This window comes from Pseudomonas sp. TH39(2020), from assembly GCF_016650715.1.
In the GTDB taxonomy this organism is placed as follows: Bacteria; Pseudomonadota; Gammaproteobacteria; order Pseudomonadales; family Pseudomonadaceae; genus Aquipseudomonas; species Aquipseudomonas mandelii_C.
Genome location: NZ_JAEKFF010000003.1, coordinates 241,087 through 264,243 on the forward strand (window position 1 = coordinate 241,087; position 23,157 = coordinate 264,243).

The 23,157-nt window shown below is 60.7% G+C and carries 17 protein-coding genes; 7 read left to right on the forward strand and 10 right to left on the reverse strand.

Features of this window, described 5'->3' with window-relative positions:
• The 6 genes from glgX to glgA all read right to left on the reverse strand — a co-directional run bounded on the left by glgX (position 1) and on the right by glgA (position 10,869).
• The gene (glgX, locus tag JFU47_RS03525) at positions 1-2,160 is read right to left on the reverse strand and encodes a glycogen debranching protein GlgX (protein ID WP_140678951.1); all 2,160 of its coding nucleotides are present in this window, start codon (positions 2,158-2,160) and stop codon (positions 1-3) included.
• 115 nt (positions 2,161-2,275) lie between these two features.
• Positions 2,276-2,593 (reverse strand): DUF2934 domain-containing protein, encoded by a 318-nt coding sequence (locus JFU47_RS03530; RefSeq protein WP_140678949.1) that lies wholly within the window; start codon positions 2,591-2,593, stop codon positions 2,276-2,278.
• Positions 2,594-2,614: 21 nt separating this feature from the next.
• Positions 2,615-5,398, reverse strand: coding sequence for a malto-oligosyltrehalose synthase (locus tag JFU47_RS03535; protein ID WP_201180922.1), 2,784 nt, complete (start codon positions 5,396-5,398; stop codon positions 2,615-2,617).
• Positions 5,395-7,473, reverse strand: a complete 2,079-nt coding sequence (gene malQ / locus JFU47_RS03540) for a 4-alpha-glucanotransferase (RefSeq protein ID WP_201180924.1) — start codon at positions 7,471-7,473, stop codon at positions 5,395-5,397. The genes JFU47_RS03535 and malQ overlap by 4 nt, the downstream gene beginning before the upstream one ends.
• Positions 7,470-9,269, reverse strand: a complete 1,800-nt coding sequence (gene treZ, locus JFU47_RS03545; RefSeq protein ID WP_201180938.1) for a malto-oligosyltrehalose trehalohydrolase — start codon at positions 9,267-9,269, stop codon at positions 7,470-7,472. The genes malQ and treZ overlap by 4 nt, the downstream gene beginning before the upstream one ends.
• 13 nt (positions 9,270-9,282) lie before the next feature.
• Complete coding sequence (glgA, locus tag JFU47_RS03550; protein ID WP_201180940.1) at positions 9,283-10,869, reverse strand: glycogen synthase GlgA; 1,587 nt, start codon at positions 10,867-10,869, stop codon at positions 9,283-9,285.
• A gap of 561 nt (positions 10,870-11,430) precedes the next feature.
• On the opposite strand from glgA, the gene JFU47_RS03555 reads away from it, so the two are divergent.
• Positions 11,431-12,243 carry a crotonase/enoyl-CoA hydratase family protein gene (locus JFU47_RS03555; RefSeq protein WP_201180943.1) on the forward strand — a complete coding sequence of 271 codons (813 nt, stop codon included), beginning with the start codon at positions 11,431-11,433 and terminating at the stop codon, positions 12,241-12,243.
• 6 nt (positions 12,244-12,249) lie between these two features.
• Positions 12,250-13,080 (forward strand): NAD(+) diphosphatase, encoded by an 831-nt coding sequence (gene nudC, locus JFU47_RS03560; protein ID WP_201180945.1) that lies wholly within the window; start codon positions 12,250-12,252, stop codon positions 13,078-13,080.
• Here the strand turns inward: nudC and JFU47_RS03565 are convergent.
• Together JFU47_RS03565 and JFU47_RS03570 are read right to left on the reverse strand one after the other, a co-directional pair.
• Complete coding sequence (locus tag JFU47_RS03565; protein WP_140678939.1) at positions 13,048-13,827, reverse strand: TSUP family transporter; 780 nt, start codon at positions 13,825-13,827, stop codon at positions 13,048-13,050. The genes nudC and JFU47_RS03565 overlap by 33 nt on opposite strands.
• Positions 13,828-14,017: 190 nt before the next feature.
• Positions 14,018-15,256, reverse strand: coding sequence for an acyl-CoA dehydrogenase family protein (locus tag JFU47_RS03570; protein ID WP_201180947.1), 1,239 nt, complete (start codon positions 15,254-15,256; stop codon positions 14,018-14,020).
• Between the two features lie 260 nt (positions 15,257-15,516).
• Here JFU47_RS03570 and sfnG point away from each other — a divergent pair, with 260 nt between their 5' ends.
• Positions 15,517-16,611 carry a dimethylsulfone monooxygenase SfnG gene (gene sfnG / locus JFU47_RS03575; protein ID WP_446739627.1) on the forward strand — a complete coding sequence of 365 codons (1,095 nt, stop codon included), beginning with the start codon at positions 15,517-15,519 and terminating at the stop codon, positions 16,609-16,611.
• A gap of 119 nt (positions 16,612-16,730) precedes the next feature.
• Here the strand turns inward: sfnG and JFU47_RS03580 are convergent, their stop codons facing one another.
• Entirely contained in the window at positions 16,731-17,207 is a 477-nt protein-coding gene (locus tag JFU47_RS03580; protein WP_201180957.1) for a nuclear transport factor 2 family protein, read from the reverse strand.
• Positions 17,208-17,263: 56 nt separating this feature from the next.
• Positions 17,264-17,827, reverse strand: a complete 564-nt coding sequence (locus tag JFU47_RS03585) for a TetR/AcrR family transcriptional regulator (protein WP_201180959.1) — start codon at positions 17,825-17,827, stop codon at positions 17,264-17,266.
• A 216-nt stretch (positions 17,828-18,043) separates the two neighbouring features.
• On the opposite strand from JFU47_RS03585, the gene pssA reads away from it, so the two are divergent.
• From pssA to JFU47_RS03605, 4 genes are all read left to right on the forward strand, one after another.
• Positions 18,044-19,387 (forward strand): CDP-diacylglycerol--serine O-phosphatidyltransferase, encoded by a 1,344-nt coding sequence (pssA, locus tag JFU47_RS03590; RefSeq protein ID WP_140678929.1) that lies wholly within the window; start codon positions 18,044-18,046, stop codon positions 19,385-19,387.
• Between the two features lie 126 nt (positions 19,388-19,513).
• On the forward strand, positions 19,514-20,530 hold the full coding sequence (locus JFU47_RS03595; protein ID WP_201180961.1) for an AraC family transcriptional regulator: 1,017 nt from the start codon (positions 19,514-19,516) through the stop codon (positions 20,528-20,530).
• Positions 20,531-20,711: 181 nt separating this feature from the next.
• On the forward strand, positions 20,712-22,376 hold the full coding sequence (locus tag JFU47_RS03600) for an AMP-binding protein (protein WP_201180963.1): 1,665 nt from the start codon (positions 20,712-20,714) through the stop codon (positions 22,374-22,376).
• A gap of 16 nt (positions 22,377-22,392) precedes the next feature.
• Complete coding sequence (locus JFU47_RS03605) at positions 22,393-23,154, forward strand: SDR family NAD(P)-dependent oxidoreductase (RefSeq protein ID WP_140894979.1); 762 nt, start codon at positions 22,393-22,395, stop codon at positions 23,152-23,154.
• The last annotated feature ends 3 nt before the right edge of the window (positions 23,155-23,157 follow it).

Genomic DNA, 23,157 nt, shown 5'->3' on the forward strand with positions numbered 1-23,157 from the left:
TCACTCTTCTTCCTCACGCTGCAACTCAAACAGCAGCAGCGAACGGCCAGTGACTGAATATTCGCGACCGAACTCGAAGCGTTCCTGGCCCCGGATCGACGGTTGATTGGTGTCGATCATGCAGGTCCAAAAACCGCCGTCGGGCACTTCCGGAAGCAGGAAATTGACGATGTCGTGATGCGCGTTGACCACCAACAGCAAGGTGGCGTCGGCGCCTTTGCGGCGGATACCGGTTTCCTGGGCGCGGCCATCCATCAGCATGCCGAGGCAGCGGCCATGGCCTTCCTCCCATTGTTCGATGGACATTTCGCTGCCATCCGGCGCGAGCCAGGTGACGTCCTTGACGCCGATGTCCTCGTTGTAATTGCCCACCAGGAACCGGCCGCGACGCAGGATCGGGTAGGCCAGGCGCAACTTGATCAGCCGTTTAACAAACTTGAGCAGGGCCTTGCCGTCTTCGCTCAGGTCCCAATTGACCCAACCGATCTCGCTGTCCTGGCAATAGGCGTTGTTGTTGCCTTCCTGGGTGCGGGCGAATTCGTCGCCGGCCACCAGCATCGGCGTGCCTTGGGACAGCAGCAGCGTGGCAAAGAAATTGCGCATCTGGCGCTGACGCAGCTCATTGATCTCGGGATCGTCGGTCGGGCCTTCGACGCCATGGTTCCAGGACAGGTTGTTGTTGCTGCCGTCCTGATTGTTCTCGTCGTTGGCTTCGTTGTGTTTGTCGTTGTACGACACCAGGTCGTTCAGGGTGAAACCGTCGTGGGCGGTGACGAAGTTCACCGAGGCGTACGGCCGCCGGCCACGCTGATTGAACATCTCGCCGGAAGCGGTCATGCGACTTGCGAAGTCCGCCAGTTGGCCATCGTCACCTTTCCAGAACGCACGCACGGTGTCGCGGAATTTGTCATTCCACTCGACCCAGCCAGGCGGAAAGTTACCGACCTGATAGCCACCAGGGCCGCAATCCCAGGCTTCTGCAATCATCTTCACCTGGCGCAATACCGGGTCCTGGCGGCAGGCCACAAGAAAGCTGTGACGTTCGTCGAAGCCATCGTGGTAACGCCCGAGAATGGTCGCCAGGTCGAAGCGGAAACCGTCCACGTGCATTTCCGAAGCCCAGTAGCGCAGGGAGTCGGTGACCATTTGCAGCACGCACGGGTGACTCAGGTCCAGGGTGTTGCCGGTGCCGGAATCGTTGATGTAGAAGCGCTTGTCTTCGGGCATCAAGCGGTAGTAGGAGGCGTTGTCGATGCCGCGCATCGACAGGGTCGGGCCTTGTTCGTTGCCCTCGGCGGTATGGTTGTAGACCACGTCGAGGATCACTTCAAGATTGGCTTCGTGCAGGTGTGCGACCATCTCCTTGAATTCGGCGATCTTGCCGCTGGCCAGGTAACGCGGATCCGGGGCGAAGAACGCGATGCTGTTGTAGCCCCAGTAATTGGTCATGCCTTTGTGCAACAGATGCTGGTCGTTGACGAAGGCATGAATCGGAAGCAATTCCACGGTCGACACGCCGAGTTTGCGGATGTGTTCCAGCACATCATCGACCATCAACCCGGCGAAGGTGCCGCGCACATTCTCGGGGACGGAGGGGTGACGCATGCTGATACCGCGCACGTGAGTCTCATAAATGATGGTCTTGTCCCACGGCACGCTGACCCGATGGTCGTGACCCCAGGTGTGGGCGGGGTCGATCACCTTGCACTTGGGCACGAAGGGCGCGCTGTCGCGCTCATCGAAACTGAGGTCGGCGTCGGGGTGGCCGATGGTGTAGCCGAACAGCGCTTCGGACCATTTCAACTGGCCGACCAGTTGTTTGGCGTAGGGGTCGATCAGCAGTTTGTTGTGGTTGAAGCGATGACCGTTCGCCGGATCGTACGGGCCGTAGACACGGTAGCCGTAGATCATCCCGGGATGCGCGTCGGGCAGGTAGCCGTGGTAGATCTCGTCGGTGTATTCCGGCAGTTCGATGCGTTCCAGTTCGACCTCGCCGGCATCATCGAAGATGCACAGCTCGACCTTGGTGGCATTGGCGGAAAACAAGGCGAAGTTGACCCCTAGGCCATCCCAGTTCGCGCCCAGCGGGAAGGGCAAGCCTTCACGGATTCGCGAGGCCTCGACGAGAGGTTCTGGCGCGGCTTTTTTTGGACTGGTCATTGGTGCTCCTGCAAAGGGGGGGATAGTTCTTGGCTCTGGTTTTTTTTGAGGGCGAGCGAGCCCTCGGTGGCGAGAAGGCTCGCCACGAGGTCAATCAGGACAAAAGTGAGAGGCGTCAGACCGCGGGCGGTTTACGCGCTGCTCGAGGCTTTTTCTCGTTGGCTTTTTCGCCCGGCGGGATGACCTTGGAGGCAGCGGCGGGCTTGGCTTTGGTTTTTGGCTCCGCCGCCTTGCCATTGGGTTTGCTGGCAGGGGCCTTGGTGCCGGCGGTTTTGCTGCCAGCCGCTTTTGCCGATTTGCTCGGTGCCAAGGCTTCGGCTTCAGCCAGTTTGCGGGCCATCTCCCAGTGGCGAGCGTCCTGGCCCTCGGGTTTTCCTTCCGATTCCCAGATCTGATAGGCGAATTCGCGGATGCGTTTATCGTTAGTGCTCATCGCAATGCTCCTGAACTGAACTCAAGGGGTAGTTTGGATAAAAACATTGATTGGGAAATCCCCTAGCGCGGCGCTGATGTTCAGCTCCCTTTGGGGTGTGACTGCTGTGCTTGAAAAAAGTCCCTTCAAATTTTCATCAGGGACGGTGAACGGTAATTTGACCCGTGTATCGCCCCACAGCGGCGCGTCAATCCGGGGTTCGGCACTGTTTTTCAGCAGTTCGGCGCAGCGTATCGGCACGATCACGATGGCGCGTTTTCCTTCCAGCGAGCGAGCAAATGCGAGCACCCGGTGAGCCTGGCTGCCGACGACTTCAAGGGCTTGATACGTCCCTCGCCGAAACAGCTCGGTGTGCTCGAGCCGCAGGTTCAACACCTGAGCGATCAGCGCTTGTTTAATGCGCCCGTCCCGCCAGTCAGCCAACAGCTCGGGCAGTGCCAATGGCGTCTGCATCGACTGCTGACGGCTGGCGTAATCCACCGGCCGGCGGTTGTCCGGATCGACCAGCGAGAAGTCCCAGTACTCGTTGCCCTGATAAAGATCTGGCACCCCCGGCACGGTCATGCGCAGCAAGGTTTGCGCCAACCCATTGAGTGCGCCGGGGACGGCGATGCTCTTGGCCGCTTTGCTGAGCGCAGCGCGTAACAGTTCACCTTCGGGGCTCAGAAGCAGACGTTGCAGGAATTGCTGAACCGCTTGTTCGTAAGCCTCGTTCGGCGCGCTCCAGCTGCTTTGCAACTTGGCTTCGCGCAAGGCTTTCTGTTGCCACTGCCACACCCGTTGAGTGTAGTTCTCCAGCGCTGCTTGATCGTCACTGCGCAAATCCAGCGGCCAGCTGCCGAGGATCGCTTGATAGAGGATCAACTCATCGCCCGCAGTCGGCATCTGGTCGTCGTCGCGCAGGGGGCGGGCGAGGGTCCTCCAGAGCGGGACTTGCTCGGCGTACCAGGCACTGCGCTCACTCAGCACCGCCAGGCGCGCGCGGGTGTCTTCGCCGCGCTTGTGGTCGTGGGTCGCGGTGGCCAGCAAATTATCGGGGAACTCGTCGAGACGGTTGAGGCAAGCCGCATGGAAATCGGCCACCGGCGCGCTGAACTGTTCGGTGCTGAAGCCCACGTCATTGCGCGACAACAATGTCGCCGAGCGATAGAACGCGGTGTCCTCCACAGCCTTCGCCGCCGCCGGGGAAGTCAGTTGCTGAAAACGCACACAGGCATGCTTGAGCATCTTGCGCGGCCGGCCCAACGGGCGTTTGCGCCATGATTCACCACCGAGCCAGCGGGCCAGGCAATCGAGCACTGGCCAGTCGGCCTCGCCGAGGGTTTGCCTGGCACCGTCCATGGCTTGCTGGAAAAACACATCGTCTTCAGCCGACCGCCCACGGGGGCTGATGTAGGTGCGGTACACCGGGAAATGCACGATCAGTTCCTGCAACGCCCGACGAATCGCGCCCAGGGTCAGGTCGCGGGTCATCAGGTCATCCCGGGCCACTTGCAACAGGGCCTGGGCGACGCTTTCGAAGTCTCCGGCGAGGGAGCCGTTGAGGATCTGCTGGCGGGCCAGTTGCGCTTCCTGACGGAAATCGGCGGGCCGTTCGCTGTAACGATTCCACAGTTCGGCCAAAGTGTCGGCGCCTTCGGGTGCGTGTTGCAGCAGCGACAGCTGATTCATGAACTCGTAACCGGTGGTGCCATCCACCGACCAGTCACGGTGCAGGGTTTCACCTTCGCCGAGGATCTTCTCGACGTAGATCGGCAGGTGCCGATCCGGCGACAGGCTGTCGACCCGCCGCCGCAGTTTGCGGCAGTAACCCCGAGGGTCAGCGAGGCCGTCGATGTGGTCGATGCGCAGACCGTCAACCAGGCCTTCGGCAACCAGCTCGAAGATTTTCGCGTGGGTGGCTTCGAACACGGCCGGGCGTTCGACCCGCAGGCCGCCCAGTTCGTTGATATCGAAAAAACGCCGCCAGTTGATGTCATCTGCCGCCGTGCGCCAACTGGCCAGGCGATAGCTTTGCTGTTCAAGCAACTGGTGCAGGCGCTGGAAACCTTCGGTGGTGAGCGAGTCGTAAGCGCTGAGGTTTTGCTGGATGGCCTGCAGAATTGCCGGATCGCTGGCCAGTTCACGCAACTCTGTTTTAAGCGGCATCGCCAGACTGTGGGCGTCGGTCTGGTAGCTCAAGGTGCTGAAACGGTCTGCCAGCGACTTGAGCGATTCGGCGCTCAGCGGGTCATCGGTTCTGAGCAGTTCGCCGTAATGGGTCGGGCAGATCGGGAAGTGATGCTCATAGTGCTCGACATAAAACGCGCCCTTGTGCGCATCGAAGCGCAGGGGCAGGGTGCCGTCCTGCAAGGCGATGCCGTAGTCGCTGCCGAGGAAGGGCAACAGCAACTGGCCTTCCATCAACGGGTCGGGCGAATGCCACTGGATATCGAAGAACTCGCCGTAAGGACTCAGGCGTCCCCATTCCAGCAAATCCTGCCACCAGGGATTATCGTCACCGCCGACGGCCATGTGGTTGGAGACGACGTCGAGGATCAGTCCCATGTTCAGCTCGCGCAATGCGCTGACCAAACGCCGCAGCGCCGCTTCGCCGCCCAGCTCCGGGTTGACCGTGGTCGGGTCCACGACGTCGTAGCCATGCATGGAACCGGCGCGGGCACTCAGCAGTGGTGATGCATACACATGACTGATGCCGAGGCTGGCGAAGTACGGCACCAGCGGCACCGCGTCGTCCAGCGTGAAGTCTTTATGGAACTGCAGCCGCAGGGTGGCCCGTAGCGGTTGGATAAGCGTTTGCTTCATTGGTCACGCTCGGCCGCCTGAAGCCGCGCACAGGCGAGCAGTTCCAGGCGCCGGGCGGCGTCCTGGTCATCGAGCAAGGTTTCACTGTCGCCAGGCAGGCGTCGGGACCAGTTGGGGTGTGTGTCGGTGGTGCCGGGCAAGTTGGCTTGCTGCTCGATGCCCAGGGCATCTTCCAGCGGCAGCAACACCAGCGGCGCACGGGTATGACCGAGGAAACGTATCGCGGCGTCGAGCACCTGATCAGTTTCGTGGGACTCTTCGCGAAAGTTCTGCGGGTCCTCGCTCAACACCCGACGCAGGCCTTCACGCTCGCGTTCACGGTGGTGGCGCCATTCGATTTCACCCGGGGCGTCAACCAGGCCCAGACGGGCGTTCCAGTCGATATCGCGACCATGCCACCACCCATTGAGTGTCGGCAGGTCATGGGTGCTGGTGGTGGCGAGAGCGTTGTCCGGCCAGTCGAGAATCGGTTTGAAGTGGGCGTTGTCCTGTTCGAACAGCAGCACCCGCATGCCGAGGATCGAGCGGGCGATGAGCTTTTCTCGCAGACCATCCGCTACGGTGCCGAGGTCTTCACCGAGGACGATGGCTTGATGACGATGGGACTCGAGGGTCAGCAAACGCAGCAGGTCGTCCACCGGGTAATAGAGGTAGGCGCCGTCGGCGGGTGACGCGTCATTGGGGATCACCCACAGCCGTTGCAGGCCCATGACGTGATCGATGCGCAGGCCACCGGCGTGGGCAAAATTGGCCCGGAGCATTTCGATGAAGGCACGAAAGCCATTACGCACCAGACCTTCGGGAGAGAACGCAGAAATCCCCCAGCCCTGACCGGTGCGGTTGAGAATGTCCGGTGGTGCACCCACGGTCAGCGAGGCGAGCAATTCGTCCTGACGACTCCAGGCCTGACTGCCACCGCCATCGGCACCCACCGCCAGATCGGCGATCAGGCCAATGCTCATGCCGGCGCTGCGGGCGGCGGTTTGTGCGCGTTCCAGGCAGCGTGTGATCAGCCATTGGCAGAAGGCAAAGAAGCCGATGCGCCCGGCGTTTTCTTCGGCGAATTCGGCGAGGGCCGCGCTGCGCGGGTTTTGCCATTGCTCGGGCCAATGCCGCCAGTCGAGACTTTCACCCTTGGCGGCGCGGGCCTCTTGAATGGCTTCAAAGCGGCAGTGGTTTTCCAGGGCTTCGCCAGCGGCGTGGCGGAAGCTGCTGAAGTCGGCATGCAACGGGTGTTCGCCCTGCACAAAGCCTTCGTACAACGCCTGCAACAGACGATGTTTGGCTTCGGCCGCCACCGGCCAATCAATCAACGGCGAGGCTTCAAGATGCTTGAGTTCTGCCGCCAGGCCGGTTGCATCTATCGCGCTCCGCAATGCTCGATCACCCAGGATGGCGCCCGGTGCGGCATACAAGCTGTTGAGAAACAAACGGCTGGAAGGCGAGTACGGGCTGTAACGCTGGGTGTCGCTGCCGAACATCGCATGCAGCGGACTGATCGCCAGTGCTTCGGCACCGCGTTCGCCGGCGACTCGGGCAAGGTCTTCCAGCGCCTGGGTATCGCCGAAACCGCCATCGCCCGGACGACGCAGCGAGTACAACTGCACGCTCAGGCCCCAGGCGCGCGGGATCGGGCTGTCGACGGCATCGCCGACGCTGTAGCAGCGAGCCGGTGCAACGGCCAGCGTAAATTCCTGTCCGTCGATGCTGACGTGTTGATAACCGACCGGGACCAGGCCGGGCAGTATCGCCTCGGCATCCAGTTTCAAATGAAGTCGCGAGCCATCTTCAAGGTGGATTTCGCACGGTGTTTCGGGCTCAAAGTAATGCGCCAGGCTGAGGCCGACACCGAAGTCTGCGGTCAGCAGCGGCGGCAAGTGTCGGGTCTGTTGCACCTGTTGCAGTTCCAGCAGGCTGGCGTCGATTTCCTGAGCGCTGCCGGCCGGGTGGCCGAGTCCGGTGAGGACGTTACGCAACACCGATGGAGCGACTTTTTGTGGGCGGCCGTTGGCGTCGATCCAGTCGACTGCCAGGCCAGCTCGGCTGGCCAGTATTTCCAGTTGCGCATCGCTCATTGGCGCTCTCCATCCGGGGGTAGCAAAGGGGCTGCGGCCGTGAGGCTGACTAACGCGCAATACGGGGCAAGTGTGCCCTGATCCAACAGACCGGCTGACTGTGGCGGGTATTCGAACAACAACAACGAAGCGTCGGTCTGTGGGGAGTGGACCACAGGTGTGTCGCTGAGGTTCAGGTCAATGCGCAGCTGACTGCCATCGCCCAGTCGCCAGCGCGCCGTTACTGCGCCTGTGGCCAGCACCTCGGCGCCCAGTGCTTGAGCACCGGGCAGGCGGGGAATGATCTGCTGATGGCGGATCTGCAACAGCTGGCGATACAGGTCGTGCATGGCGGACTTTCGGGTTGATGTCAGCTCGGGGCGTGAAGCCTCGAAGGTCTGGCGCGCGTTCGGGTCGGGAATCTGCTCGCGTTTGTGCGGATCAGCAAACGCGCTGAAGGCGGCAAACTCGTTACGTCGTCCCTCGCGCACCAGCTCCGCGAGTTCACCGTGATGGCTGGTGAAGAACAGGAACGGTTGCTCGGCGGCGAACTCGTCGCCCATGAACATCAGCGGGATCATCGGTGACAACAGCAGTAAAGCGGTGGCTGCCTTGAGCGCGTCGGGGTTGGCCAGTTGATGCAATCGTTCGCCCAAGGCGCGGTTGCCGATCTGGTCGTGGTTTTGCAGAAACAGCACGAAAGCACTGGGCGGCAAGTGACCGCTGGGCTCACCGCGGGTTGTACCGTGGCGGGTCACGTGGCCCTGAAACACAAAACCCTGGCTCAGGCAGCGAGCCAGTTGTTCAGTCGGGTTTTGCGCGTAGTCGGCGTAATAGGCGTCGGTTTCGCCGGTCAGCAGCACGTGCAAGGCATTGTGGCCGTCGTCGTTCCACTGCGCGTCGAAGCCTTCTTCCAGCAGACTGGCCTGGTTGTGTTCGTTCTCAACGGTCAGCCACACATGCCTGCCCGGATCGGTTTGCTGGCGAACCTTTTGCGCCAGTTCCTGAAGAAAGTCCGGGTCTTCGATGGCATGCACCGCGTCCAGGCGCAAACCATCGAAGCGGTACTCCAGCAACCACATCAACGCATTGTCGATGAAGAAGTCCCGCACCTCGCGCCGCCGGAAGTCGATGGCCGCACCCCAGGGGGTGTGCTTGTCTTCGCGGAAGAAGCCCTTGGCGTAGCGATGCAGGTAATTGCCGTCCGGGCCGAAGTGGTTGTAGACCACGTCGAGAATCACCGCCAGGCCATGGCCGTGGGCGGTGTCGATCAGGTGTTTGAGTTGTTCGGGAGTGCCGTAGGAGGCTTGGGGCGCGTAGGGCAGAACCCCGTCGTAACCCCAATTGCGGTCACCGGGGAACTGCGCCAGCGGCATCAATTCGATCGCGCTGATGCCCAGCTCCACGAGGCGCACCAGGTGCTGCTCGACTTCGCTGAAGCCGCCGAGCGCACCGACGTGCAATTCGTAGATCACCGCCTCATTCCACGGCCGCCCGAGCCAGGCGCTGTGTTGCCATTGATACGCAAGCGGATCGACCACCACGCTGTGGCGGTCAATATCGCCGGCCTGTGCGCGGGAGGCCGGGTCGGGCACCTCCAGCTCACCGTCGATGTTGTAGCGGTAACGCGTGCCGGCGGGGCAGCGGGTGTTGATCACGAACCAGCCATCTGCCTGGGGCAGGAGTGGCAAGGACTGTCCATCTTCCAGTTCGACACTGACGTAAAACGCATCTGGCGCCCACAAGGCAAAACGCGTGTGCTCTGCGTCCAGCATGACTGCGCCGTGGGGCCAGGTCTCAAGGGTCCGTAACGGCATCTTTGAAAACCTCTTAATGTTTGCCCGATTTACCCAGCGCCTTGGTCACCAGTTTTTCGTAGAGTTCGGCGTACGGTTCGACCGCCTTGCACCAGTTGAAAGGCGCGGCCATGGCCCGGCAGCGCATGGCATTGAGCAGGTCGGGGAAGGCAAATACCTTGAAGGCCCGGCTCAGGGCTTCCTCGTAACTTTCGGCCGTGGATTCGTCGAACAGGAAACCGGTCACGCCGTTTTCAATGGTGTCGGCCAAACCCCCGGTGTTGCGTGCCACCGGCAACGAACCGAAGCGCTGAGCGTACATCTGGCTCAGCCCGCAAGGCTCGTAACGCGAAGGCATCAGCAGGAAGTCACTGCCGGCGAACATGCGACGGGCGTCGGTCTCGTTGAAACCGATGCGCACGCCGATCTGGCCTGGAAAGCGCAGGGCCAGTTCACGCATGGCTTGTTCTTCTTCCGGCTCGCCACGACCGATGATCGCGATCTGCCCGCCAGACTTGACGATGTACTCGGAGACGGCTTCGGTCAGGTCCAGGCCTTTCTGATAGACCAGTCGCGAAACCACGGCGAACAGCGGACCGTCGGAATCTTCCAGGCCGAACAGGTCACGCACGTGGGCGGCGTTGACCGCTTTGCCTTCCCAATCGCCAATTTTGAAGGGGCAGAACAGGTGCGGGTCGGTGGCCGCGTCCCAGCTTTCATCGATGCCGTTGGGAATACCACTGAGCAGACCTTGCTGGGTCTTGGCGGAAAGAAAACCGTCGAGACCGCAGCCGAAGGCCGGGGTGGTGATTTCCTGGGCATAGGTGGCGCTGACGGTGGTGATGTGGCTCGAATAAGCCATGCCGGCCTTGAGGAACGACATCTTGCCGTAGAACTCCATGCCTTCCTGTTGCAAGGCATGCAGGGGAATACCCAGTTCCGGGCACGAGCCAAGACTGGTCACGCCCTGGTAGGCGAGGTTATGAATGGTGAACAGCGTCGGGGTGCGCTGTCCACGCCAGTGCATGTAAGCGGGTGCCAGACCGGCCGGCCAGTCATGGGCATGCACCAGGTCCGGGCACCAGTGAATTTGTGCAAGATTGGCGGCGATGTCGGCGGCTGCCAGGCCCAGGCGGGCGAAACGGATGTGATTGTCCGGCCAGTCGCGGCCGTTGTTGGCACCGTAAGGCGAACCCTCGCGCTCGTAGAGCTCGGGGCAAATCAACACATAAATGACCAGACCGTCGGGCATGTCCATGCGCCCGATCTTGCAGGGGGGCAACGCGGCGTGACCACCGAGCTCACCAATGATATGAATCGGGTTTTCGCTGTGCAGCACTTGCGGGTAACCGGGGATCAACACGCGCACATCGTGCAAGTGAGCCATGGCTCGCGGCAGCGCTGCGGAAACGTCGCCCAGACCACCGGTTTTCACCAGATCGGCGATCTCCGAGGTGACGAACAGCACTTTTTTCTTGTTGGGATTCTGACTGGCCACCGGTACCAGCGTCTTGGTGCCGGGGACGCTGATCGATTGGTGACTGGGGGCGCTCACGGCGCTCGTTTCGCCGACCTGCTGATGAGCACGTTCTCCCTGAATATCTAAAGCCGCACTGATCATATGAATCTCCCGTGTTGTTGATCTAATTCTTAGGTCTGGCACAAACGGTGTTTCGTGGCCAATTCCTGTGGCCGGGCGCAAACGCGCTACGCATCGGTGAGCAAGCGCTTCCAATACGATGAAGCAGAATGGCTGTAGAGATCGTTGCAAGGATTGCACCAGTCGCAACGCACCTCCCTTTAACCTGACCCGTCACGACCGGCAAAAGTTTCGACTTTCTTTCCGCTTTGTGACCGGCCGGTTTCGACCCGCGGAACTGAGTCTAGGCCAGAACTTAGAGCGGGGGAGGCCAGATGGCAAAATTGTTCGACAATCGGTTTAAAGAGGTACGGACGTACCGCTTGGAGGGAGGAACGCACCGACGAAGGGCATGTTTTTTTACCTTTTTGCCTCAAAAAATATTCGAGATGTCACATGAATGTGCGAAGCGCGGCAATGCTCGCGCACTGTTGTGGTGCGCAGCTGGCAAGTCCCGTCTTTGGCTTAACCGCTGCCTTACGGCCGGCCCTGATGCCTTGGTATAGTTCGGGCCTCATTTTCTGCCGGTAAAGGATCACTGCCATGTCTCAGTACACTGCGTTCACCGTCGAACTGGCCGATAAAATCGCCCATGTTCAGATCAACCGGCCGGAAAAGATCAATTCGATGAATGCCGCGTTCTGGAGCGAGATCATCGAGATTTTCCAGTGGGTCGACGACACTGACGAAGTCCGGGTGGTGGTGCTCAGTGGTGCAGGCAAGCATTTTTCCTCCGGCATCGACCTGATGATGCTGGCCGGCGTGGCCAATGAACTGGGCAAGGACGTGGGGCGCAACGCGCGCCTGCTGCGCCGCAAGATCCTCGCCCTGCAAGCGTCATTCAATGCCGTCGACAATTGCCGCAAGCCGGTACTGGCTGCGGTTCAGGGTTATTGTCTGGGGGGCGCCATTGATTTGATTTCGGCTTGCGACATGCGTTACGCCGCCGAAGATGCGCAATTCTCGATCAAGGAAATCGACATCGGCATGGCGGCCGACGTTGGCACTTTGCAACGCTTGCCGCGGATCATCGGTGACGGCATGCTGCGTGAACTGGCTTACACTGGTCGCACGTTCGGTGCCGAAGAAGCGCGTGGCATGGGCCTGGTCAATCGCGTTTACAGCGACACCGCCAGCCTGCTCGACGGTGTCATGGGCATAGCCCGCGAAATCGCCAGCAAGTCACCGATTGCGATCACCGGCACCAAAGAGATGATCAGCTACATGCGCGACCATCGCATCGATGACGGCCTCGAATACGTCGCCACCTGGAACGCCGCCATGCTGCAATCCACCGATCTGCGCGTGGCCATGGCCGCCCATATGAGCAAACAGAAACCCGAATTTCTGGACTGATTAAAAATGACTTCACGCTGGACCACTGCAGTACTGGACACCGACCAACCCGGCGGCTGGGCGGTAGCGCGCAGCCCCGAAGGCTTTTTGTTCGATGACAATGGCGCGCTGTTCCCGCGTGAATGGCTCAAGCGTCAGGACCTGTCGATCCTTGCCGAACATGGCATCGGTCACCTGGACGGCGAACCGGTCTATTTGCTGGAGCTGCGCAGTCACAGCGACGTGCCGGGCTGCAACTGGAAGGGGCTACGGGCTTTCATGCTCGAAGGCGACCATACGGTTTACAAGGTGCTCGGTTATGCCGCGCAAATCGGCACCTGGGCCCGCGAACACCGCTTTTGCGGTAACTGCGGGCAGGCGATGACCCAGGTGACCCGGGAACGGGCGATGTATTGCGAGCCGTGTGATTTACGCAGCTACCCGCGCATTTCGCCGAGCATGATCGTACTGGTAACCCGGGGCGATGAAGTCCTGCTGGCGCGTTCGCCGCGCTTTGTCACCGGGGTCTACAGCACGTTGGCAGGGTTTGCCGAACCGGGCGAGTCCGCCGAAGACTGCCTGATTCGCGAGGTCCGTGAAGAAGTGCAGATCGAGGTCAAGAACATCCAGTACATGGGCAGCCAGTGCTGGCCGTTCCCGCATTCGATGATGCTGGGTTTCCATGCCGAATACGCCGGTGGCGAGATTGTGTGTCAGGAAGACGAGATCGAAGACGCCCAGTGGTTCAACGTTCATGGGCTGCCGCCGTTGCCGGCGTCAAAATCGATTGCCCGTTACCTGATCGACGTCTATGTAGCGCGCCGCTTAGGCCACGCTGAACCAGTGTTGCCAGGCTAACCGCACGGTCAAGCCCAGTACCACGGTGATGAACACCGGGCGAATGAACTTCGCACCGCCGCTGATGGCGGTGCGAGCCCCAAAAAATGCCCCGACCATCACCGACAGGCCCATGCTCAGGCCGATGATCCAGTCCACCTGCCCGGAAAACACGAACACCGACAGCGCCGCAATGTTGCTGACGAAGTTCATGCTGCGCGCCACGCCGCTGGCCTTCACCAGGTCGATGGGGTACATCAGCATCGTGCTGACGGTCCAGAACGCACCCGTGCCGGGACCGGCCACGCCGTCGTAAAACCCGAGGCCGAAGCCTTGGGTCGATTGCCACTTTTTCTTGATCGGTGCGTCGCTGTCCAGCGGTGCTTTCGGCGTGCCGCCAAACAACAGATAGACGCCGCAGCCGAAAACGATCACCGGGAGCATCTTGTTCAGCCATTCGGCCGGCAGGTAGTGAGCGACCACGGCACCGGTCAACGCGCCCACCAGCGTGCCGACAATGGCGTGCATCCATTGCTTGGGATGGAACAGCTTGCGTCGGTAGAAGGTGAAACTGGCGGTGGCCGAGCCAAACGTCGAACTGAGTTTGTTGGTGCCCAACACCAGATGCGGCGGCAGGCCAGCGGTCAGCAGCGCCGGGGTGGTCAACAGACCGCCGCCGCCGGCAATGGCGTCGATGAAACCGGCAATGAAAGCGACGAGGGCCAGAATGGCCAGGGTGGTGAGGTCAACACTGAGTTCGAAAGGCATGGAATCGGCTTATTCGGCGGGGTGCAGAACGGGGCTGCGGGGAAGGGCCGATATCTTACCTATATCCAACTCTAGCGGCGACCTGTCTGGCCTCTTCGCGAGCAGGCTCGCTCCCACAGGGGATTTGCGGCGTTGCACAGATCAATGTGGGAGCGAGCCTGCTCGCGATGGCGTCAGCCCAAACAACACATCACTTTGGCTGTGGCCCATTGCCGATCTGCCACACAAACGGTGGCTCGGTCCCGTTGATCGCCCAGTCCCCGACAATCCGCGCCTTGTAGATCACCGGATTGTGCGACGACACCGTCCGCGCATTGCGCCAGTGCCGGTCCAGCGATTTACCCACGCGAGTATCCGAAGCCCCCAGTGCGTTGAACAGTTGCGAGGTCGCTCGCTGGATCAGCTCCGACACCACCACCTGAGCCTTGGCCGATTCGATTTCCGCCGCGACATTCGTTTCTTGCTCCAAGGCCTCATCACCCGAGAAGCGCGCCAGATAAGCCCGCTGCGCCGGTTGTGCAGCCCTCAAGGCGCTCGCCTCGGCCGCATACACCAGTGCCGCGATTTCACCGACCACTTGCTGCACCTGCGAATCCTGGCTGACATGCTGCGCATTGCCATGGCTGTAGATGCGTTTGCGTTCACGCACCTGATGAGCCACATCGCGCAACGCCGCACGACCGATCCCGGCCAGGGTTGCCAGCAGCACCAACTGATAAAACGCGGTCTGGTATTTGAAGCGGGTGGCGAAGTCGATGATGTTCTCGGCCTCCACGTCGGCATCGATAAACCGTGAAGTGCCACTGCCGGTGGTGCGCTGGCCGAAACCGTCCCAGTCGTCGCTCTGCACGATGCCCGGTTGGCGGGTTCGGACCGCGGCAATCACGTCGCCGCCGGTGTCGCTGCGTTGCGCGTACACGTCGATCCAGTCGGAAAACAGGCTGCCGGTGCTGTAGAACTTCTCGCCGTTGAGCCTCCACTGATCGCCGTGAGGCGAGACTTTAGTGATGACATCGCCAATCGCCACGCTGCCGATTTCGGTCCAGGCATTGCCGGCGATGTCACCGTCTACGAAGCGCTTGAACCACAGATCCCGCGCCGGCCCGGGCGCCGAGTTCAAGCGATCCTCGGCAAAGGCGAAGTGCCCGCGCAAGGCCTGAGGCACGTTGGAATCGGCTTCGGCCAATTCGATCAGCAGCTCAAACAGTTGTGGCAGGGAGGCGCCGCCACCGCCGTATTCAACCGGAATCCGTACGGCGCCGAAACCGGCGTCCTTGAGCCACTGAATCGGTTCGTACGGAAGCCTGCGGGACTGTTCGCGCTCAACGGCACCGGCGGCGATGCGTTGGAAAATCGGCCGGAACCTTGCGGCCAGCGCTTCATAGTCGGTGCCAATGGACAGGGGATTGATTACCTGGTGTTCGGTCATGGGACGGCTCCTGGGCTCGGCTAAAAAAAGTTGCCCGCCAAGGGGATTGCACGGTCCATGCCGGGAGCGCGCGGCCAGGATTTACGCCGTGAAGTCGCCGCTCAATCGCGTCCAACTGTTGCTCCGCCAACAGTCCATCAGCAAATCGCCCTGATCGCTCACAGCACACCATTGTGAATGTCCCGTTAATCCGCGGTTTGCGCGCTGGCACGGTTGCTGCTCTTGCCTTAGGACATCCCTAAAGTCCCGAGGACATGCCAATGAGTCAGCAAGCCGTCAAATTTGCCTACTGGGTGCCGAACGTCAGCGGCGGGCTGGTGGTCAGCAAGATCGAGCAACGCACCCACTGGGGCATCGACTACAACCGCAAACTGGCGCAACTGGCCGAAGAGGCGGGGTTTGAATACGCCCTGACGCAGATCCGCTTCACCGCCGGTTACGGTGCCGAGTACCAGCACGAATCCGTCGCCTTCAGCCATGCGCTGCTGGCCGCCACCACCCGACTGAAAGTGATCGCCGCCATCCTGCCCGGCCCTTGGCAACCGGCGCTGGCGGCCAAGCAATTGGCAACCATCGACCAGCTGACTAACGGCCGGGTGGCGGTGAACATTGTCAGTGGCTGGTTCAAGGGTGAATTCCAGGCGATTGGCGAACACTGGCTGGAACACGACGAGCGTTATCGCCGCTCCGAAGAATTCATCCGCTCGCTGAAGGGCATCTGGAGCCAGGACAACTTTAGCTTTCGCGGCGACTTCTACCGCTTCGACAACTACAGCCTCAAACCGAAACCACTGGGTCAGCCGGAAATCTTCCAGGGTGGCAGTTCTCGCGCGGCTCGGGACATGGCGGCGCGGGTTTCAGACTGGTACTTCACCAACGGCAACACCCCGGAAGGCATCAAGGCCCAGGTCGATGACATTCGCGCCAAGGCGGCGGTGAACAATCATTCGGTGAAAGTCGGCGTGAACGCGTTTGTCATTGCCCGCGACACCGAAGAAGAAGCGCGAGCCGTGCTGGCGCAAATCATCGATCAGGCGGACCCGGAGGCGGTGAATGCGTTTGGCGATGCCGCGAAGCAGGCGGGCAGGGCGTCACCTGAGGGTGAGGGTAACTGGGCCAAGTCAACGTTCGAGGATCTGGTGCAGTACAACGATGGTTTCAAGACCAACCTGATCGGCACGCCGCAGCAGATTGCCGAGCGGATCGTTGCGCTGAAAGCGGTGGGCGTGGACCTGGTGTTGGCGGGGTTTCTGCACTTCCAGGAAGAGGTGGAGTATTTCGGCAAGCGGGTGTTGCCGTTGGTGCGTGAACTGGAAGCAAAAGCGCAGGTGAAACTGCAAACCGCGGTCGCCTGAACACCCCAAACCCCTGTAGGAGTGAGCCTGCTCGCGATGGCGTCAACAAATTCAACATCAATGTTGACTGATAGTCCGCTATCGCGAGCAGGCTCGTTCCACATTGGATCTCGGTGAAGTTACAGGCCCAGGTCGGACAAGCCTGGATGATCATCCGGGCGACGGCCCAGCGGCCAGTGGAACTTGCGGTCGCTTACCTTGATCGGCATGTCGTTGATGCTGGCAAACCGATTGGCCATCAAACCGTTCTCGTCGAACTCCCAGTTTTCGTTGCCGTAGGAACGGAACCAGTTGCCCGAGTCGTCGTGCCATTCGTAGGCATAACGCACGGCGATGCGGTTGCCGGTAAAGGCCCAAAGTTCTTTGATCAGACGGTAATCCAGTTCCTTGGCCCATTTGCGCGTCAGGAAACCTTTGGCTTCTTCGCGGTTGTAGGCGAACTCGGCGCGGTTGCGCCATTTGGTGTCCAGGGTGTAGGCCAGCGACACCCGTTCCGGGTCGCGGGAGTTCCAGCCGTCTTCGGCCAAGCGTACTTTTTCGATGGCCGATTCACGGGTGAATGGTGGCAATGGCGGACGAACTTCGGCATTAGACATTCATAGTCTCCCTATCAAAGTAAAGTTCTAGCAAGTTGTCGGGCTTGATTAAAGTGTTACAGGTCCAATAACTTTCGCGCCATGCATTGCGCATTATCGGCGGCACTGTGATCACCCATGACAAACGCCACGGTAATGGCACCGTCGATCAGGATCAGCAGCTGTTTGGCCAGCTTCTCCGGGTCTGTGGCGCCATGTTCGGTGCAGAGCTCGCGCACGTAGTCGAGCAGCTTCTGTTTGTGGTCTTTGGCAACCAGGCGAACCGGGTCTTGCGGGTCGCCGGTTTCGCCGCTGGTGTTGATGAATGCACAGCCACGGAAGCCTTCGGAGGCGAACCAGGCCTTGAGTACGGTAAACAGGTTGAGCAGCCGGTCGACCGGTGTTTCAGCCTGGTCGACTTCGCTTCTGTACCAGCGCATCCAGCGCACATCACGGCGTTGCAGGGCCGCGACGGTGAGCTCCTCCTTGTTGGCGAAGTAGCGGTAGATACTTTTTCTGGAGACGCCGGCGGTTTTCACCAGAAGATCCATCCCGGTGGCAGCGATGCCACTTTTGTAGATCAACTTTTCGGTGACATCCAGAATGATGTCGCGTGTGTCGTTGCTGGTCATTTCGTTCATGTGGCGCACAGTAGAACGATCGTTCTCCGTGGTCAAGCAGATATTTTCGTCGTCTGTATAGGCCCCTTCGCGAGCAAGCCCGCTCCCACAGGGGAATGCATTTCAATGTGGGAACGAGCCTGCTCGTGAAGGGGCCTTTACAGACACTCACAAGACCCAAGGCAATCCATGGTGTAAGCTCTCGGGTTCTTCGGATTCGACCTTTTTGCGAGCCTTATGCCGTCGCTTTTCAAACGCTCTCTGCTGCCCAAACTGCGCAGTTTTCCGCTGGCCGCCGATGCCGTCACCATTCTTTCCGGCGCTGCCGAGTACCGCCGTTGCCTGCTGGAAAAAATCGCCAGCGCCACCCGGCGCATCTATATCGTCGCGCTTTATCTGCAACAGGATGAAGCCGGCCAGGAAATTCTCGATGCCTTGCACGCGGCCAAACTGGCGCGTCCGGAACTGGACGTGGTGGTGGTCGTTGACTGGTTGCGCGCCCAGCGCGGCTTGATCGGCGCCGGCAAGCAGCCGGGCAACTCAGCCTGGTACCAGGAAACCACCCGCACTCATGCCAGTGAAGTGCCGGTGTACGGCGTTCCCGTGCAGACCCGTGAGCTGTTTGGCGTGCTGCATTTGAAAGGCTTCGTGATCGATGACTGTGTGATCTACAGCGGCGCGAGCCTGAACAACGTTTACCTGCACAAATTCGACAAGTACCGCTACGACCGTTATCACCTGCTAAATAACAGCGCGCTGGCCGATTCGATGCAGCACCTGGTCCAGCACGGTCTGATCGCTTCCAAAGCAGTGCATCGTCTCGATTTGCCGAACCTGCCGACCACCCGCAGCCTGCGCAACGACATCGGCGACTTGCGCAGCCGCCTCAAGCACGCGGCATACGACACCACGACAGGCACCACGGAAAAGGACGGTTTGTCGGTCAGCCCATTGCTCGGTGTCGGCAAGAACAACCCGTTGAGTCGAGTGATTTGCGAATTGATCGCCAGCGCTCAGCATCAACTGACCATCTGCACGCCATACTTCAACCTGCCGCTGCCCGTCACCCGGGAAATCAACCGGGCACTGGCGCGGGGCGTGAAGATCGACATCATTGTCGGCGACAAGACGGCCAACGACTTCTACATCCCGCCGAGCGAACCGTTCAAGGTGATTTCGGCGTTGCCGTACCTTTACGAGATCAGTCTGCGGCGTTTCGCCAAGCGTCATCATCGCAGCGTCGACAGCGGCCAGTTGAACCTGCATCTGTGGCGTGACGGCGACAACACCTATCACCTCAAGGGCATGTGGATCGATCAACGCTACACCTTGCTGACCGGCAACAACCTCAACCCGCGGGCGTTCCGTCTCGATCTGGAAAACGCCTTGCTGATTGATGATCCGAAAGGCGAACTGCTGGAGCCGCGTCGTAAAGAGCTGGCGGAGATTTTCGAGAACACCCGCCGCATCGAGCGTTACCAGGAACTGGAAACGCTGCTGGAATACCCGGCGGGGGTGGCGAAGTTTCTCAAGCGCGTGAGTCGGGTGCGGATCGAGCGATTGCTCTATCGGATTTTGTGAGCATGGCGGGGTAGGTGCGTCGCCCGCCAAAATGCCTTCGCGAGCAGGTCGGATCGCCGCACCGTCGCTCCCACAGGGTTCTGCGCTAAGATGCCGGCAGTCAAATAACAAGGCTCACATCGCTCAATGTCGGAAAAAGACACCATCTCCATTCAACTGGTGCGTGAAGCACTGTTGCAAAGTTGCGCCCCGGGAGCCGCCACTGACGAGGTAATGAGCAAAGTCGGCATCGATCCGGCACTGCTCGACAGCAGCGATGCACGCGTCCCGGCCACAGCTTATGCGCGTCTGTGGCGTTTACTGGCACGACGTGGGGACGATGAGTTTTTTGGCATGGACCCGCGCAAACTCAAATCCGGCAGCCTGGAGTTTCTTTGCCGTTGCTCTATGGTCCAGCCGAGCCTGGCCGCCGGCCTGACCTCGGGTTTGAGCTTTTTGTCGTTGATGCTCGAACACCTGCCGGCGCAGTTGGTTCGTCAGCAAAGCCTGGCGGAAATTGTGCTGCTCGAAGACGATCAGGACCCGCGCCGCGCCTTCACTTATTTCACTTATTGGATGATCGTGCATGGCGTCGCCTGCTGGCTGGCGGGGCGGCGGATTCCGATCCTGGCCATCGAGTTGCGCTGCCCGGAGCCTGACTTCTGCGATGACTATCAGGTGATGTTCTCCGAGAACCTGCGTTTCGACCGGCCGCGCACGCGGATGATTTTCTCCGCCGAGTGCCTGGACTTGCCGATCAAGCGCAGCCCGGAAGAACTCAAGCGTTTCCTGGCCCATGCGCCGGCCAATATTCTGGTCAAGTACCGGGACCCGGAGAGCCTGGCCAGCCGGATCAAGCACGATTTGCGGCAACTGCCCGCCGAGCACTGGCCGGAAACCGAACCCCTGGCGCAACAGCTGTGCATGTCGGCTTCCACCCTGCGTCGGCGCCTGGCCGAAGAGGGCCAGACTTACCAGGGGCTCAAGGACAGCGTGCGCAAGGAGCTGGCGATTGTCTGGCTGGCAGAACCGACCATCAGCTTCGCCGAGATCGCTGCGAGGCTGGGGTTTGCCGATACCAGCTCGTTCTACAAGGCGTTTCGCAAGTGGTCGGGGTCAAATCCCGGGCATTACCGCAGCCTGATCCTCAACGAAGCGCACTGATCCGGATTGGGCAGTAATGCCGCGGGCCTCTTCGCGAGCAGGCGCCACACCTCTCGGATCTTGGCCAAACCAGTCACGCAACTTGATAGCTTTGACCATTGTCCCGCGCCCCCGCAGAGCGAGTATTTCCCTGTTATTCAAGGTTCCCCAAGCCTAATAAAAATACAAAGGGATTCTGGCAATGCGCGATTATTTGTCTGCTACATCACAGTTCAATTATCAGCACACCGTCGACGCCGCACTCGCGGGCGATTTGACTGCCCTCAACGCCTGTGTCGAGTGTTGCGACCGGCATGCCTTGCCGGGGCGCATCGCGCTGTTCTGGGAAGGTCGCGATGGCGCCAGCGCGACTTACACCTTCAGCGACTTGCAGGACAAAGCTGCGCGTTTAGCCAACTTCCTGCTGGCCCAAGGCGTGAAAAAAGGCGACAAGGTTGCCGGTCTCCTGCCACGTAACATCGAATTGCTGATCACCGTATTCGCCACCTGGCGCATCGGCGCGGTCTACCAGCCGCTGTTCACGGCATTCGGCCCGAAAGCCATCGAACACCGCCTCAGCTCCTCCGGGGCCAAAGTGGTGGTCACCGACGCGGGCAATCGTTCCAAACTCTCTGAAGTCGCCGACTGCCCGACCATCGTCACCGTCGCCGGCCCCAAAGGCCAAGGCATCGTCCGCGGCGATTACAGCTTCTGGGCCGAACTGGCCAATTATTCTTCTGAGTGCGAACCGGTCCTGCTGACGGGCGAAGACCCGTTCCTGCTGATGTTCACTTCGGGCACCACCGGTCCGTCGAAAGCGCTGTCCGTTCCGCTCAAGGCCATCGTCGCGTTCCAGAGCTACACCCGTGACGCCGTGGACTTGCGTCCTGAAGACGCTTTCTGGAACGTCGCCGATCCGGGTTGGGCCTACGGCATCTATTTCGGTGTCACAGGTCCCATGGCGATGGGGCATCCGATCACCTTTTACGATGGCCCGTTCACCCTCGAAAGCACCTGCCGGGTGATCAACAAATACGGCATCACCAACCTCACCGGCTCACCGACGGCCTATCGCCTGTTGATCGCCGGTGGCGACGAATTTGCCAAGTCGATCAAGGGCAAGCTGCGCATCGTCAGCAGCGCCGGCGAGCCACTGAACCCGGAAGTGATCCGCTGGTTCGCCGACAACCTCGGCGTGGTCATTCACGACCACTATGGCCAGACCGAACTGGGCATGGTGCTGTGCAATCACCACGGCCTGGAGCATCCGATCCACATGGGTGCCGCCGGTTTCGCCTCGCCCGGCCACCGCATCGTGGTGCTGGATGACGAGTACAAAGAACTCGGCGTCGGTCAGCCGGGCATTCTGGCCATCGATCGCACCCAATCGCCGATGTGCTGGTTCGCCGGTTACGAAGGCGCACCGACCAAGGCCTTCGTCGGCAACTATTACTTGAGCGGCGACACCGTCGAGTGGAACCCGGACGGCAGCATCAGCTTCGTCGGTCGCAGCGACGACGTGATCACCACCTCCGGTTATCGCGTCGGTCCGTTCGACGTGGAAAGCGCGTTGATCGAACACCCCGCAGTGGTCGAAGCGGCCGTGGTCGGCAAACCCGATCCGGAACGCACCGAACTGGTCAAAGCCTTCGTTGTGCTTAGCCCGCAATACCGCGCAGCGCCGGAACTGGCCGAAGAACTGCGCCAACACGTACGCAAGCGGCTGGCCGCGCACTCGTACCCCCGTGAAATCGAATTTGTCAGCGAATTGCCGAAAACCCCTAGCGGCAAATTGCAGCGCTTTATCTTGCGCAACCAGGAAATCGCCAAGGCTCAAGAGGCCGCCGCGAAGAACGTTTCAGCTTGAATCCAAGGAAACAATGATGCAGATCGAAAACAAGGTTTTTCTCGTCACCGGCGGTGCATCCGGCCTCGGTGCGGCCACCGCTGAAATGCTGGTCGCGGCGGGTGCCAAAGTGATGCTGGTGGACATGAACGCCGAAGCCGTTGCGGCCCAGGCTGAACGGCTCGGCGCGCAAAGCGTGGTGGCGGATATCAGTAACGAGGCCGCGGCCGAAGCCGCCGTCCAGGCGACGGTCAAAGCCTTCGGTGGCCTCAATGGTCTGGTCAACTGCGCCGGCATCGTGCGCGGTGAGAAGATCCTCGGCAAGAACGGCCCACACGTGTTGGCCAATTTCAGCCAGGTGATCAACGTCAACCTGATCGGCAGTTTCAACATGCTGCGCCTGGCCGCTGCGGCGATTGCCGAAACCGAAGCAGATGCTGACGGCGAGCGCGGCGTGATCATCAACACCGCCTCGGTTGCAGCCTATGACGGCCAGATCGGCCAGGCCGCGTATGCCGCCTCCAAAGGCGCGATCGTCAGCCTGACCTTGCCCGCCGCCCGTGAACTGGCGCGCTTCGGCATCCGCGTGATGACCATCGCCCCCGGCATTTTCGAAACCCCGATGATGGCCGGCATGACCCCGGAAGTCCGCGCGTCGCTGGCGGCTGGCGTGCCATTTCCGCCGCGTCTGGGCAAACCAGGCGAGTATGCCGGGCTGGTCAGGCATATCATTGAAAACAGCATGCTCAATGGCGAGGTGATCCGTCTCGACGGCGCCTTGCGCATGGCCGCCAAATAAGGA